Raw genomic sequence first — 13,896 nt, forward strand, 5'->3', positions numbered from 1 at the left:
CTGGCCGCTTCCGCAAGCCGGTATGATGACCCCATGGAAAAGCCCAAGCCCGATCCTTCCCTGCTGCGCGCCATGCAGATGTTCGCGGGCCTGGATGAACAGGTCCTGGGCGCGGTGATGGCGCAGGGCCAGGCGCGGCTGGTGCCCAAGGGCAGCATCGTCTTCAAGCAGGGCGACGTGGCCACCACCTGCCACGCCCTGATCGACGGGCGCATCAAGATCCAGCAGACCGGTCCCGACGGGCAGCAGGTGGTGGTGCAGTTCGTGGGGCCGGGGGAGATGTATGGCACGCTCGCCATGTTCCTGTCCGGATATCCCGGCGACGCCATCGCCGTCACCGACAGCGTGGAACTGGTCTGGTCGGTGGACAGCATGAAGGCACTGATGCTGGCCCACCCGCGCATCGCCCTGAACACCATGGCTATGCTGGGCAACCGGCTGGAAGATATGCACACCCGCGTCAGGCAATTATCCACCCAGCGGGTGGAACGCCGCGTCGCCTATACGCTGCTGCGGTTGGCGCGGCAGGCCGGGCGGGCGGTGGAAGTCGGGGTGGAGATCGACTTCCCCCTCACCCGCCAGGATCTGGCGGAGCTGACCGGCACCACCCTGCACACGGTCAGCCGCATCCTGTCCGCCTGGGAAAGTGCCGGCGTCACCGCCGGCGCGCGTCAGCATATCGTGGTGGTGAAAGCCGAGGCGCTTGTCGCCATCGCGGAAGACTTGCCCGCTCAGACCTGACCGGCCAACGCCGCCAGCCCGACCAGGGCAACCGCCCCGCCCAGCAGGCGCGGCAGCTTGCCGGCGATCCAAGCGCGGTGACGCAGCAGCAGCGCCGCACCCAGCGCGATCACCGACTGGATCACCGCCAGCCCCAGCAGGTAGACCACGATCGGCGTCGTCTCCGCCCCGAAGATCGACTCACCGTAAGCGTAGCCATGGAACAGGCCGGCAATCGCGAACAGCACGGCCCAGGCCGCCACGGGCAGGGCCCGGCCGCTGGCGATCGCCCCGCCGGCCACCAGCACCGACAGGCCCACGACGATCTCTGCCGCCGGCAGGTTCATGCCTGCGACATGCACGCCCACGCCCAGGCAGGACAAGGCCACGAACAGCACCGGCAGCATCAGGGGCAGCCGGGCAACGGCCACGGCCAGACCGGCGGCCAGGATGAAGGCCAGATGGTCCGGCCCGATGATCGGATGGCCCAGGCCGGACAGCAGACCCTGGGTGAAGGTGGCGGGCATTTCGCCATCCATCATGTGATGGGCGAAGGCCGGGCTGGCAGCCAGGACGACACTGGACAAGGCGGCGCCGCAGGCCGTGGCGCGGCGGAACAGAAGCGACATACTTCCTCCTTTGCGTCCTCCCTCCGAGGACGGTCTTGGCTATGGTTCCACCGGCAGGTCTCCTGGCTTGCGGCTGATGGCGCACCCGATCCGCCTTCCCGGCCTTGAAGGGGCCAGTGGCATGATGGACATGATGCTCGCCGCTCACAGTTGCGGGGGCAGCCGCGGCGCAAGGCTGGTGGAGGTCCGGCCCGTCCCGCGTTCCCTTTTCATGCCGGTATTGAAACCGGCAACCGTTGGAAGCGGCGGCACTATGGACCGGACCCGGCATGGTTGACAAGCGGGAGTGCCACCGGTCTATTGCCGGCCCATGACCGACCCGAACGCCCCCCGCCCCACCGTTTCTGTCTGCCGGTCCTGCCGGGGAAGCAATCCCGACCTGCCCCCCGAACAGCGGCCGGGTGTGGTGCTGTCCCAGGGCCTGTGTGCGGTGGAGCCCGGTGACGTTGCGGTGCAGGTGGTGGATTGCCTGGGCAATTGCAATCGCGGCCCCTCGGTGGCGCTGCAATGTGCCGGGCGCTGGCAATATCTGTTCGGGGAAATCGATCCCGTCACCGGCCCCGCCGACCTGCTGGCCGCCGCCCGCCTGCTGGCGGTATCGACGGACGGGCTGCTGCCCTGGCGCGAGCGACCGCCGGCCCTGAAAAAAGGCCTTATCGCCCGCCTGCCGCCGCTTCAGTCACCGTAACCGGCCTTCAACCGGGTCAGATCGGCGCGTGTGCTGTTGCGGCGCGGATGCCAGAGGCCGCGGCGCATGGCTTCCTCCAGCCGGGTTGCGATGTGCCCGGCTGCCGCCGGGTTCTCCGCTCGCAGGAAATCCGACACCGCGACATCGGCCACATAGGCATCGAACAACAGGTCGAACTGGTGCGACCGCACGGCGCCGGCCAGGGCGGCGAGCGCGAAGGCGCTGTCCACGGCCACCGCCATCTCCGCCGCTCCGGCATAGCCATGGCGCGTCATGGCGGCGATCCAGCGCGGGTTGGCGGCGCGGCCGCGCAGGGTTCGCGTCACTTCCTCCACCAGGGTCCGCACCGTAGTTCGTTCGGAGTCCGCAGTATCAAGATGGTAAATGGCCGGATCGGCTCCCAGACTTTCCGCCGCCGCCGCGAACCCGCCCTCGAACGCGATCATGCCGTCATTGTTCAGGATATCATTGTCGTGATGGTCCTGGGCATGCACCAGGGCGTCGCTGCCCTGTACCCGCCGGCGCCATTGCAGGGGCAGTGGTACACCGTCCAGCCCTTGCCCATAGGCATGACAGGAACCATCCAGATAGGAGGCCCCCAGTTCCGACCGTCCATGCCAGCCGCCATCGGCGATCAGCGCGCCCACGGCCCCGTCATAGGCACCGGCCGCCGCACCGAAGATACGCGCCGTCGCGTGCCGTTCGGCCACATCCACCGGCAGGCCCGTTGCCACCAGATCCCCCGCCTCCCGCCGCACATGCAGGGCCAGCGGGTTGATGTCCTCCCCCTCCGCCAGTGCAGCGACGGCCGCCACGGCGCGGTCGAACAGCGCCAGCTGCTGGGCAAACATGTCGCGGAACAGGCCGGAGATGCGCAGGGTGACATCCACCCGCGGTCTGCCTAGCACTCCGGCCGGCAGCAGTTCCATCCCCGTCACCCGGCCCGACGCCCCCTCCCAGCAGGGGCGCACGCCCAGCAGCGCCAGGGCCAGGGCCAGATCCTCCCCACCCGTGCGCAGGGCCGGACTGCCCCAGCAATCGACCACCAGCCGCTTGGGCCAATCGCCCTGGTCCTGCAAATGCCGGGTCAGCACCCCATCCGCCGCCTTCCAGCCCAGGGCCCAGGCGGTGGGCGTGGGCACGGCACGCGGATCGAGTGCAAACAGGTTGCGCCCGCTGGGCAACGTGTCGGCCCGGCCGCGTGACGGCGACCCGCCCGGACCCGGCCGCACGAAACGCCCGTCCAGCCCCGCCAGCAGCGCCGCCATCTCCGCATCGGCACTGGCGGCGATGCGTGGTGCGATCCGGTCATGCAGCCCGGCCAGGATGCAAGGCACACGGTCCCAGCCGGGATCGGGTCGGGCGGTACCGTCCAGCAGCGCCGCCGCCAGCCTTTCCAGCCCCGCCCGCACCCGGCCGCAGGTCAGGGGCACACCCTCCACCCAGGCGCCCAACGCCATGGGTATCCCTTGTATCCATGACGACTCCGGCGGGGCCGACATCAGGGCGCCGACATCATCGGTCAGGTCCATATCCAGCGCCAGGGCCGGCGGCAGGGCGGCGTCCGCCCCCTCCCCCCGTCCGCGCGGGAAGCGGGCAAGGGCGGCCAGCAGCCTTGCCTCGCCCTTCGCCTCCTGCCGGCGGCCGAAGACATGCAGCCCGTCGCCGATCTGCATATCCTTGATATCGCAGAGATGCGCATCCAGCCGCGTCAGCATGGATTCCGGATCGGCATCGGGCGTGAAGCCCAGATCGGCCGCCACGCCCGTGCCCCAGGCCAGTTCCAGGATACGGTCACGCAGCGGCGGCAGGCGGCGCGGGTCCAGGCTGGCCGCCTGCGCGAACTCATCCAGCGCCTGTTCCAGGGCGGCCAGATCGCCATGCAGCCCCGCCGGCATCGGCGGCGGCGGCAGGTGCCCGACCAGCACGGCCCCCAGCCGGCGGCGAGCCTGCACCCCCTCACCCGGATTGTTCAACACGAACGGGTAGAGGCAGGGCACCGATCCCAGCGCCAATTCCGGCCAGCAATCCGCCGACAGCGCCACCGCCTTGCCCGGCAGCCATTCCAGCGTGCCATGCGCCCCCACCTGCACCATGGCATGGATGGCGATGCGCTGGCGCAGCCAGAGATGGAAGGCCAGATAGCCATGGCTGGGCGGGGTATCGGGATCGTGATGCTGGCTGCTGGAAAGCAGTCCATGCCCACGCGATGGCTGCACCGCCACCAGCACTTTGCCGCAGCGGACAACGGGGAAGCGGAACCCGTCCCCGGCGAATAGCGGGTCACTTTCCTCAGTTCCCCAGGTGCCATTGATACGCCCGCGAACCCCATCACCGGCCAGCAGGCGATAATCCGCCAGCGACAGCGCCGCCCAATCCGGTGCCGGACCGGCCAGCGTCACCATCATACCGTCCGGCGCCGGGGCCGCATCATACCCCGCCGCGCCCAACGCCGTCAGGATCGCCCCAACGCTGGCCGGCGTGTCCAGCCCCACGGCATAGCCCACGCCGCCCCGCCCCGGATAGTTGGACAGGACCAGCGCCAGCCGCCTTTCGGCCTTGGGCGTACGGGCCAGCAGGGCCCAGGCCGCCACCCGGTCGGCCAGGGCGTCGATCCGGTCGGGCAGCGGCCGGCTGACCACCGGCGCATATTGCAGGTCGGGATCGAACAAAGCTTCCGCCTTGAAGGCCACGGCCGGGCCGGGGCAACGCCCATCCATCTCCGGCAGCACGATATTCATCGCCAGATCGGCCGGCCCCAGTCCGGCGGTGCCCGCCCGCCACGCTTCCTGTGTGCCGATGGACAGAACCATCTGCAGCACCGGCGCATCGGCCGCATCCAGGGGCGAGATGTCGGCCCCCGGCGCGATTGCGGAGAAGCCGGTGGCATTCAGCACGACAGCGGGCCGCAACCGCGCCAGTTCCCCAGCCAGCCAGGGTGCCGCCGCCACATCCTTCAGGCTGGCGGCATGGAACAGGTGCGGCGCCAGCCCGCGCGCCGCCAGCGCATCGGCCATGGCATGCACGGGCTCCACATCGCCGGCCTGCAGGTGGGAGCGGTAGAAGACCAGGGCCACGGGCGGCGCCTCCGCCGCCACCGCCCCCGACCAGCCCGTATAGTGACCGAAGCGGGGCAGCGGCGCCGGCTCCCGCCATTGCGCGCCATGCCCCGTCAGGCTGGCGGCATAGGCCAGCATATGGGCGGTATTGTCGATGCCGCCCTCCTGGAAATAGGACCAGAGCCGCCGCGCCACCGGCAGCGGAACGGTGCCTGCTGCATCAAGTGCGGCATCGGCCGCATCCTCCCCCGGCAGGGCCGCCAGCATCACCCCATGGTGGCGACAGGTCTCCGTCAGCCGTTCCAGCCCATAGCGCCAGTACCCCGCCCCGCCATTCAGCCGCAGGATGACCAGCCTCGACCCGGCCACCACCTTGTCCAGATAGAGATCGACCGACAGCGGATGGCCCAGCCGCGACAGGTTGGCCAGCCGCAGGTCGGGCAGGCGATGGCGTTCCCGCCGCCACGCCGCCGCCGTCACCGACAGGTCGCTGCTGGAAAAGGACAGCAGCACCAGCGTGGCCGGGCTCTGTTCCAGATCCTCGGTCGTCGGCGGTGCCGCTAGATCGACCTCTCGGGTCGGCAGCAGATGCATGGGGGATCAGCCGGCCAGGGCCAGCGTCACCGCATCCTGGTCGATACCGTGTTCAGCGATCACCACCAGCCGCGACCGTTTCTCCTCCCCCGGACGCCACAGCCGGTCGAAACCGGCCTGCACCCGGCCGCCCACGCCCTGGACCAGCAGGCGCATAGGCTTGCCCGGCACCTCGACAAAGCCCTTCAGGCGCAAGATGGCGAAACGGTCGGCGACATCCGCCAGCTTTTCCGCCAGCGCCGCCGGGTCGGGCTGAGCCGGGATATCGACGGTGAAGCTGGTGAAATCCTCATGATCATGGTCATCCTCGCCATCATGATGGCTGGGACGGTTGGCCAGATCATCCTCCGCCGCCGCACCCACACCCAGCAGGACGCGCGGATCGATGCGGCCTTCCGATGCGTGCAGGATGCGGCTGCGCGGTACCTCGGCCCGGACCAGGGCGTCGATCGCCGGCAGGGTTTCCGGGGCCACCAGATCGGTCTTCGACACCACGATCAGGTCGGCGCACAGCAGCTGGTCCTCAAACACCTCCATCACCGGCGTGTCATGGTCGACGATGCCGGCGGCGTCGCGCTGCGCCGCCAGGGTGGCGGGATCGGGGGCGAAGCGGCCGGCCGCCACGGCATCGGCATCCACCACGGCGACGACGCCATCCACCGTCACGCGGGTGCGCACGTCGGGCCAGTTGAAGGCCTGGACCAGCGGCTTGGGCAGGGCCAGCCCGCTGGTTTCGATGATGATATGGTCGGGCGGAAGTGGCCGGGCCAGCAGCTTCTCGATCGCCGGCACGAAATCATCGGCCACGGTGCAGCACAGGCAGCCATTGGCCAGTTCGATGACGTCATCCTCCGCACAGGCTTCGATCCCGCAGCCGCGCAGGACGGCGCCATCGACACCGACATCGCCGAATTCATTGATGATCAGGGCCAGCCGGCGCCCATCGGCATTCTCCAGCAGATGGCGGATCAGCGTGGTCTTGCCGGCGCCCAGGAAGCCGGTGACGATGGTGGCCGGCACCTTGCCGGCCGGTTGGGTACGCGACATGGGACATCTCCTCTGCCCGCCGCCCCGGCGGGTTGGATTGCATCACATGCGCCGGCAGGTCTCCTGGCTCGCGGGTCAAAGCGCCCTATCCGGCCTTCCCGACCCTGGCGGGGTCAGTGGCATGGGTGGGTGAAGCGCATCACCGCCTACAGTTGCGGGGGCAGCCGCGGCATCGGGCCGTAAGGCCCTGAACCGCATTCCCTATTCTCCCCGGCCTTGGCCGCCGGGGCACCGTCGCGGGCCGGATCGTGCCCGGCCCGGTGCCGGGAAGCAACAGGGAAAGCGGTGGGACAGGCTGCGACGGGCCTGTTAGGGTGCATAACCCCACCTTTCCCCAAGGGTCCGTCCGCAATGTCGCCGCCGCAGGTTTCCGTCGCCATCCCCATCACCTGTCACGACGGGACGAAGGAGATCCAGGCCCTGTTCCGCATCGACGGGTTGGTGGCGCAGGGCACCAAGGGCTGGTCCTGCATGGTCCATTTCGAACCCCTCATGCGGCCGGTCACCGTCTGGGGCACGACCCCGCTGGACGCGCTGCGCAACGCCGTCATCGCGGGCGAAGGGCAATATTCCTACCTGTCACGCCGGGTGACCTTCCAGACTTCTTTCCAGGGAAGCGACCTGTTCTTCGCCTGACACTCCCTTCAGTCGAAGAAGCGCTTCGCCTGTGCGGGTGACGGCACCAGACAGAGTTCCCGCTTGCCGAACAGGCGGTAACGGTTATCGGCCAGCCGGTCATAGAGCCAGTCGGTCAGCGCCAGGGGCAGCAGCCCGAACACCCTGGCCCAGGACCAGGGGGCCCGCAGCCGCCGGGCCAGCCGGAAGGCCGCCTTCGACCGCAACGATGCCTCCCCACCCTCGATATAGACGAAGCTGTTGGTCAGGTGCGGCATGCCGATGGCGGCCAGCACAGCCTGCCCCGCCGCCGACTGCACGGCCGCGAACAGGATTTCCTGATCCGCCTCCGTCGCCAGGATGAAGCGCACCGATCCGTTGCACAGATTGCACACCCCGTCGAACAGGCAGGTCGGCCCGCGCAGCAGCCGGTCCAGAACGGCCGGGTCCATCTCCGTGGTCATCGCAGCCCCATCCTGTCCAGCTTCTTCAGCAAGCCCACACGCGACAGGCCCAGCAGGCGGGCGGCATGGGTGTGGTTATGGCCCGTCTCCTCCAGCGCCTGGATGATCAGGCGGCGCTCCAGGGCCGCCACCTCATGCTCCAGCGTGCGTCGTCCGGTGGGCGGGGCTTCGGCGGCGGGCACTGCCGCCTCTTCCCCCGCCGCAAACGCCAGATCGGCGGCATCCAGCAGCCGCTCACCGCCATCCCCCGGTCCGGCCAGGGCGGCGGCACATTCCACCAGGGCGCGCAATTCGCGCACATTGCCGCGCCATTCCCGGCCCGCCAGCCAGTCCAGCGCATCGGGCGTGAAACGGGCGGGTGCTGCCGCCATGCGGCGCAGGAACAGGGTGGCCAGCACCGGCACATCCTCCGGCCGTTCGGCCAGGGGCGGGGTGCGCAGCACCATGCCGCGCAGCCGGTAATAAAGATCCTCACGGAACCGCCCCTCCGCCACCATCGCCTCCAGGTCGCGATGGGTGGCGGCGACGACACGGGTATCGGCCTTGCGCGGCTCGCGCCCGCCCACCGGCTGATAGGTGCCTTCCTGCAGGAAACGCAGCAGCTTCACCTGCATCGGTGCCGGCATCTCCCCCACCTCGTCCAGGAACAGGGTGCCGCGATGGGCGGTTTCCACCAGACCCGGCCGGTCGGCATGCGCACCTGTGAAGCTGCCTTTCAGGTGGCCGAACAGCTCGCTTTCCAGCAGTTCGGCGGGGATGGCCCCGCAATGGACGGGAACGAAGGGCTGGTCGCGGCGCCCCCCGCCCTGGTGCAGGGCACGGGCCACCAGTTCCTTGCCCGTGCCGCTGGGCCCCAGCACCAGCACCGGCACCTGTGTGGGCGCGATGCGGCGCACCAGGTCGCGCAGCCGTGCCAGGGCGGCGCTGATACCCACGATGCCCAGATCATCGGCACCGCCCGCCGCATCGCGCAGCCGGCGTAGCTCCGCCACCAGCCGCCCGCGCTCCAGCCCCCGTTCCACGACGACGCGCAGCAGGTCGGGTTCCAGCGGCTTGCCCAGGAAGTCCCAGGCTCCACGCTCAACCGCCCGCAGCGCCAGCGCATGGTCGGCATGGCCGGTGATCACCACCACCGGTGCCGGCGCGAAGCGGGGGATCAGTTCCAACCCTGCCACCGGGTCATGGTGCGGCGGCATGGACAGGTCCAGCAGGACAAGATCGGCCGGCTGCTTTTGGAACGCGGCGGTGGCCGCCGCCCCGTCACCGGCCACCGCCACCTCATGCCCGAAGCCGCGCAGCCAGGCCGCCCCCAGGCGCTGGAAGGCCGGTTCATCATCCACCAGCAGGATGCGCGCCTGGCTCATGTCCGGTCCTCCGTCCCATCGGGAAATGTCAGGCACAGGCAGGTGGACCAGCCCGGCCGTGTCACCAGCGATGGCGATCCGCCATGGGCCTCCATGATGCGGGCGACGATGGCCAGCCCCAAGCCCGTTCCGCCCGGCCGGCGCGATACGAAGGGCTGGAACAGCCGGTCGCTGATATCCGCCGGCACGCCCGGCCCATCATCGCAGACCATGATGCGCACCGCTCCCGCCGCGCGCTCCGCGATCACCGCCAGCCGCGTGCCATGGGCGGCGGCATTTTCCAGCAGGTTGACCAGCGCCTGGCGCAGCCGGCGCGGATCGGCGCGGATGGTCAGGGCCGGATCGATCTCCCGCTCCACCTTCAGGCCCGGCAGCCCCGACAGGGCCATATCCACGGCATCGGCCACCGGCATGTCGTGTAGGTCCGGCCGCGCCGTACCGGCATAATCCAGCACGTCGCGCACCAGCATCTCCATACGACCCAACTGCTCCGCGATCTCCGCCCGCACGTCGGGCGCGGTGCCGGCCGCGGCCATGGCGATGATGTTCAACGGGTTGCGCAGATCATGCGCCACCGTGGCCGCCAGCTGCCCCAGTTCCACCAACCGCGCCTCCTGCTGGCGCCGGCGCTCCGCCCTGGCCAGGACCTCGGCATGGTCCAGCCGCCCGGCCGCATCGGCCAGACAGCCCGCGAACAGGCCGGCGGCATGACGCGGCCCCGGCGGGGCATCATCCCAGCCGGCCAGATCGCAGCGCCAGCCGGCCTCATCACGCGACAGCACCAGGGCCGGCACCGACCCCACCGCTTCCCGCCGCACATCGACGGGCAGTCCCAGTCGCCCGCCGATCAGGGTGGCGGCTTTGTCCAGCAACTCCGTCCAATCCGTGGGCCGCGCCAGATCCTGCCGCCATTCCGCCAGATTACCGGCCCGCACCTCCCCACCGGGAAACACCAGCCGGTCGGCCAGCCGGCGCAGCGGTGCCATGGCGGCCACCCCGGCCATTGTCATCAGCAGCATCAGCAACCAGATTTCCACGAACCCATCGGCCAGGATGCCGCGCATCCCCCCGGCCACCACCGGCAGCACACCCACCAAGGTGCCACCCGCCGCCATCAGCCCCATCAGCAGCAGCCAGACCAGCGTCCGCCGCGCCCACAGGTTCACATCCATCAGCTGGTAGCGCAGGATGCCATAGACCAGCGCCACGCCGTAAAGCGGCATGCCCAGCACCGGCCAGGGATAGGCATCGATGCCCAGCGCCGGAAAGGCGAAACCGGTCAGGCTGGCCAGCCCGACCAGGCTGGAGGCACCGATGGCCAGTGCCTGGCGCCGCCGCTGCCCCGTCAGGTGCAGCCAGCCCTGGAACAGCCGCAGATGCCCAAGGATGGACAGCAGGCCGCAGACCCCGACGACCACCCAGCCGGCGGCACTGGGGATGAAGACCCCGGCAAAGCCGCGCCACTGCATCACCCGCCCCGGATCGACCAGCAGCCCCAGCAATGTCGCCGCCCCCGCCAGCCCATAGGCCATGCGCGCCAGCGGCCCCGCCGCCCCGCATCGCACGAAGGCCAGCACCAGATGCACGAACACCGCCGATGGCAGCGGTGCCAACGCCACCAGCACGCCGACCAGCGCATCGCTGTCCGGCCCGATCAGCGGCGGCAGGGCCTGCCCCAGGCTCCACACCGCCACACCCAGCAGGAACAGGGCCAGCAGCCGCGCGCCCGGCACGGGTGCCGCCTTGCGCAACAGCAGCAGGGCAAGCGCGATGCCGGCCAGGGCCGACAGTGCCAAAGCCGCGACATAGGACAGGACGGGGATCGTGGTTTCTGTAAACATCGTTGACAGTATCCTATCAGGAACCGTTCACGCCGTTAACAGTGCTCCAGGCCCGATCGGGCCGAAAGCACCGGAAACCGGCCTTCACAACGCCTGAACAGCACATGGCATGCCAATCGCAATAAGGGACCCGAGGGCCGACACAGGGTTGGCCCGAGAGGACGCAACGGAGACTGTCATGACGTCGCTTTCCCTGACCCTTCTGGGCTGGTGCATCACCCTGTCCCTGTCGGCCCTGGCGGCGGCCGCGCTATGGCGCCCGCTGCTGGTGCTGCTGGGTGAACTGTGCGGGACCGAGCAGCGCTCGCGCTTCTGGACCATCTGGTCGGTAGCCATGGTCATGCTGGTGCCGCTGCTGACCGTGTCGGCCATGGACCTGGAGGGCGACGCGGTGCAGGTGCTGCGCGGTATCATCTTTTACGCCGTGGGGGGTATCGTGCTGGCGCTGCTGGGCATGGGATACGCGGTCTGGACGCGTACGCCGCGTCCGGAGAACAATCATGGCCATTATCCCGAACCCGTCCATCCGGACGTGGTCGCCGCCATCCGCCGGGAGATGCCGTGATGCGTGTCCTGATCATTGGTGCCGGCGGCTTTGTCGGCCGGCACCTGCTACCGAACCTGCGGGATGAAGGGATGGAAATCATCCCCACCGGCCGTTCGCCCGACCGTCTGCGCCGCCTGTTCCCCGGTTGTCCCGTGCAGCAATGCGACCTGTCCCGTGACAGGGCGGCCGACTGGCTGCCCCGGCTGGCCGGCATCGATGCCGTCATCAATCTGGCGGGTCTGATCCGTGATGGTGCTGGTGGCTTCGATGACGTGCACGAACAGGGGGCCAAGGCGCTGTTCGATGCCTGCCTTGCCGCCGGTGTCCGCCGTGTCATCCAGGTCTCGGCCCTTGGGGCGGACGAAATGGGGACCAGCGCCTATCATCGCAGCAAGAAGGCCGCCGACGACCATCTGGCTTCCCTGGACCCGGAAGGCGGGCGCATGGACTGGGCGGTGCTGCGCCCGTCGCTGGTCATCGGACGCGGTGGGGCCAGCACGGAGATGCTGGCGGCCTTGGCAGCAGCACCCCTGCCGTTGCGCCTGGGTCCCGGCGACTGGCGGGTGCAGCCGCTGCATGTCGATGATCTGGTGGTGATCATCATCCGCCTGCTGCACCGGAGGGAGCCGTTCGCGGGCCGGCTGGACTTGGTGGGGCCGGAACCGATGACGACGGATACGCTGACCCTGACGCTGCGCCGCTGGCTGGGCCTGCCGCCCGCCCGCTTCCTGCCCCTGCCCCGGCCGCTGCTGGCCCTGGGAGCGGCACTGGGTGACAGGTTCGGGTTTGGTCCCGCCTCGCGTGACAGCTTGGCCATGCTGGCGGCGGGCAATGTCGGCGATGACAGCGCCGTGCGCGCGTTCCTGGGCCGGCCCGCCCGGCCGCTGGCCCAGGCGCTGGCACGCCATCCCGCCATGGCGGCGGACCGCTGGCGGGCACGGTTGCTGCCGCTGGCCACACCCATCCGCCTGCTGCTGGCCGCCATCTGGATCTGGACGGGCATCGTCTCGCTGGGCCTTTACCCGGTGGAAGGCAGCTACGCCCTGCTGGCCCCACTGGGCCTGACGGGATTATCCGCGACCCTGGCGCTTTATGGCGGGGCCTTGCTGGATTTGGGTCTGGGTTTGGCGCTGCTGCTGCGCTGGCGGCCCGTCGCCATTGGGGCGGCGCAGCTGGCGCTGATGGCCGTCTACACGGCCTTGATCAGCCTGTACCTGCCCGACCTGTGGCTGCACCCGTTCGGGGCGATTTCGAAGAACCTGGCCGTGGCCGGCGCCACGCTGGCCATGATGGCGATGGAGGCGGAGCATGGATGACTATATCCTGCTGAAATATGTCCATATCATCAGCTCCACCCTGCTGTTCGGCACCGGCCTGGGCACGGCCTTCCATGGTTGGATGGCCAACCGGTCGGGCAACCTGTCGGCAGCCGCCGTGGTCAACCGCAATGTCGTGTGGGCCGACTGGATTTTCACTACACCGGCCGTCATCGCCCAGCCGGTGACAGGCGTCTGGCTGGCCCATATCACCGGATATCCGATGGATAGCGGCTGGCTGCTGGCGGCCATCCTGCTCTATCTGCTGGTCGGCGCCTGCTGGCTGCCGGTGGTGTGGCTGCAGATCCGCATGCGGCGGATGGCCGAAGCCGCCCTGGCGGCGGATACCGACCTGCCGCCGCTTTACCACCGTTACGCCGCCTGGTGGTTCGCCCTGGGCTGGCCCGCCTTCATTGGTGTGCTCGCCATCTTCTATCTGATGATCGCCAAGCCGGAGCTTTGATCATGACGCAAGACATCCCGCTTTTCCGCCGCCTGTTGGGCCCCGCCATCGACCAACTGCCCGACGCCGTGCGCCGTACCCATGACCGCACCGGCCGGCTGGAACTGTCCGGTCTGGCCCAGATCGACACCAGGCCGGGTCCGATCCCCTGGCTGCTCTGCGCTCTGCTGGGCCTGCCGGCACCCGGCCGCGACGTGCCCGTCACCATCATTTTCGAAGCGACAGCCGACGGGGAGCGCTGGGAACGCCGCTTCGCCGGCCGCCGCTATGCCAGCATCCTGACCGAAGGCAAAGGCCGCGATGCCGGGCTGCTGGTGGAACGGATGGGGCTGGTCACCAACCTCTTCCAGGTCACGGCCACCCCCGACGCGCTGCACCTGACGTTGGTGGGCTGCCGTTCGCTGGGCGTGCCCATGCCGCGCTGGCTGGCGCCCCGCTGCCCGGCGGTGGAACGGCAGGAAGAGGACGCCTTCAGTTTCGATATCCCCATCGACCTGCCCTGGCTGGGCCGGCTGATCCATTACCGGGGCCGCGTCGCATAGGGTATTG

13 protein-coding genes and 2 riboswitches are annotated in these 13,896 nt (G+C 69.5%); of the genes, 7 read left to right on the forward strand and 6 right to left on the reverse strand.

Translation table 11 applies throughout. The features are described from left to right. The first annotated feature begins 33 nt into the window (after nucleotides 1–33). Entirely contained in the window at nucleotides 34–741 is a 708-nt protein-coding gene (locus ACM9HJ_RS28415) for a Crp/Fnr family transcriptional regulator (protein ID WP_416575172.1), read from the forward strand. On the opposite strand, the gene ACM9HJ_RS28420 is transcribed toward ACM9HJ_RS28415, so the two are convergent. Continuing rightward, nucleotides 732–1,349 carry a HupE/UreJ family protein gene (locus tag ACM9HJ_RS28420; RefSeq protein ID WP_416575173.1) on the reverse strand — a complete coding sequence of 206 codons (618 nt, stop codon included), beginning with the start codon at nucleotides 1,347–1,349 and terminating at the stop codon, nucleotides 732–734. The two genes, ACM9HJ_RS28415 and ACM9HJ_RS28420, sit on opposite strands and share 10 nt — an antisense overlap. A gap of 34 nt (nucleotides 1,350–1,383) precedes the next feature. After that, nucleotides 1,384–1,602, reverse strand: a riboswitch (cobalamin riboswitch). Between the two features lie 57 nt (nucleotides 1,603–1,659). Between ACM9HJ_RS28420 and ACM9HJ_RS28425 the strand changes: the two genes are divergently transcribed. Continuing rightward, a complete protein-coding gene (locus tag ACM9HJ_RS28425; protein ID WP_416575174.1) occupies nucleotides 1,660–2,037 on the forward strand; it encodes a DUF1636 family protein in 378 nt (125 codons plus the stop codon). Here the strand turns inward: ACM9HJ_RS28425 and cobN are convergent. Both cobN and cobW read right to left on the reverse strand, forming a co-directional pair. Further along, nucleotides 2,025–5,690 carry a cobaltochelatase subunit CobN gene (gene cobN / locus ACM9HJ_RS28430; RefSeq protein ID WP_416575175.1) on the reverse strand — a complete coding sequence of 1,222 codons (3,666 nt, stop codon included), beginning with the start codon at nucleotides 5,688–5,690 and terminating at the stop codon, nucleotides 2,025–2,027. The genes ACM9HJ_RS28425 and cobN overlap by 13 nt on opposite strands. A gap of 6 nt (nucleotides 5,691–5,696) precedes the next feature. Further along, nucleotides 5,697–6,737: a cobalamin biosynthesis protein CobW gene (cobW, locus tag ACM9HJ_RS28435; protein WP_416575176.1), complete on the reverse strand. Its 1,041-nt coding sequence runs from the start codon at nucleotides 6,735–6,737 to the stop codon at nucleotides 5,697–5,699. Nucleotides 6,738–6,772: 35 nt separating this feature from the next. Next, nucleotides 6,773–6,988: riboswitch (cobalamin riboswitch) on the reverse strand. 100 nt (nucleotides 6,989–7,088) lie between these two features. Here cobW and ACM9HJ_RS28440 point away from each other — a divergent pair. Continuing rightward, nucleotides 7,089–7,373 carry a hypothetical protein gene (locus ACM9HJ_RS28440; protein ID WP_416575177.1) on the forward strand — a complete coding sequence of 95 codons (285 nt, stop codon included), beginning with the start codon at nucleotides 7,089–7,091 and terminating at the stop codon, nucleotides 7,371–7,373. A gap of 8 nt (nucleotides 7,374–7,381) precedes the next feature. Here ACM9HJ_RS28440 and ACM9HJ_RS28445 read toward each other — a convergent pair whose 3' ends face one another. From ACM9HJ_RS28445 to ACM9HJ_RS28455, 3 genes are read right to left on the reverse strand one after another with little or no spacing between them, the layout of a single operon-like run. After that, nucleotides 7,382–7,816 (reverse strand): thiol-disulfide oxidoreductase DCC family protein, encoded by a 435-nt coding sequence (locus ACM9HJ_RS28445; protein ID WP_416575178.1) that lies wholly within the window; start codon nucleotides 7,814–7,816, stop codon nucleotides 7,382–7,384. Beyond that, nucleotides 7,813–9,180 (reverse strand): sigma-54-dependent transcriptional regulator, encoded by a 1,368-nt coding sequence (locus ACM9HJ_RS28450; protein WP_416575179.1) that lies wholly within the window; start codon nucleotides 9,178–9,180, stop codon nucleotides 7,813–7,815. Before ACM9HJ_RS28450 ends, ACM9HJ_RS28445 begins: the two co-directional genes overlap by 4 nt. Continuing rightward, on the reverse strand, nucleotides 9,177–11,021 hold the full coding sequence (locus tag ACM9HJ_RS28455; RefSeq protein ID WP_416575180.1) for an ATP-binding protein: 1,845 nt from the start codon (nucleotides 11,019–11,021) through the stop codon (nucleotides 9,177–9,179). The genes ACM9HJ_RS28450 and ACM9HJ_RS28455 overlap by 4 nt, the downstream gene beginning before the upstream one ends. A 178-nt stretch (nucleotides 11,022–11,199) precedes the next feature. Between ACM9HJ_RS28455 and ACM9HJ_RS28460 the strand changes: the two genes are divergently transcribed. From ACM9HJ_RS28460 to ACM9HJ_RS28475, 4 genes are read left to right on the forward strand one after another with little or no spacing between them, the layout of a single operon-like run. Further along, a complete protein-coding gene (locus ACM9HJ_RS28460) occupies nucleotides 11,200–11,586 on the forward strand; it encodes a hypothetical protein (protein ID WP_416575181.1) in 387 nt (128 codons plus the stop codon). Then, on the forward strand, nucleotides 11,586–12,884 hold the full coding sequence (locus ACM9HJ_RS28465; protein WP_416575182.1) for an SDR family oxidoreductase: 1,299 nt from the start codon (nucleotides 11,586–11,588) through the stop codon (nucleotides 12,882–12,884). The genes ACM9HJ_RS28460 and ACM9HJ_RS28465 overlap by 1 nt, the downstream gene beginning before the upstream one ends. After that, nucleotides 12,877–13,347 (forward strand): DUF2269 family protein, encoded by a 471-nt coding sequence (locus ACM9HJ_RS28470; RefSeq protein ID WP_416575183.1) that lies wholly within the window; start codon nucleotides 12,877–12,879, stop codon nucleotides 13,345–13,347. The genes ACM9HJ_RS28465 and ACM9HJ_RS28470 overlap by 8 nt, the downstream gene beginning before the upstream one ends. A gap of 2 nt (nucleotides 13,348–13,349) precedes the next feature. After that, a complete protein-coding gene (locus ACM9HJ_RS28475) occupies nucleotides 13,350–13,889 on the forward strand; it encodes a DUF4166 domain-containing protein (protein ID WP_416575184.1) in 540 nt (179 codons plus the stop codon). Nucleotides 13,890–13,896 lie beyond the last annotated feature (7 nt).

Origin of the sequence: Niveispirillum sp. KHB5.9 (assembly GCF_048066115.1) — a bacterium.
Lineage (GTDB): Bacteria > Pseudomonadota > Alphaproteobacteria > Azospirillales > Azospirillaceae > Niveispirillum.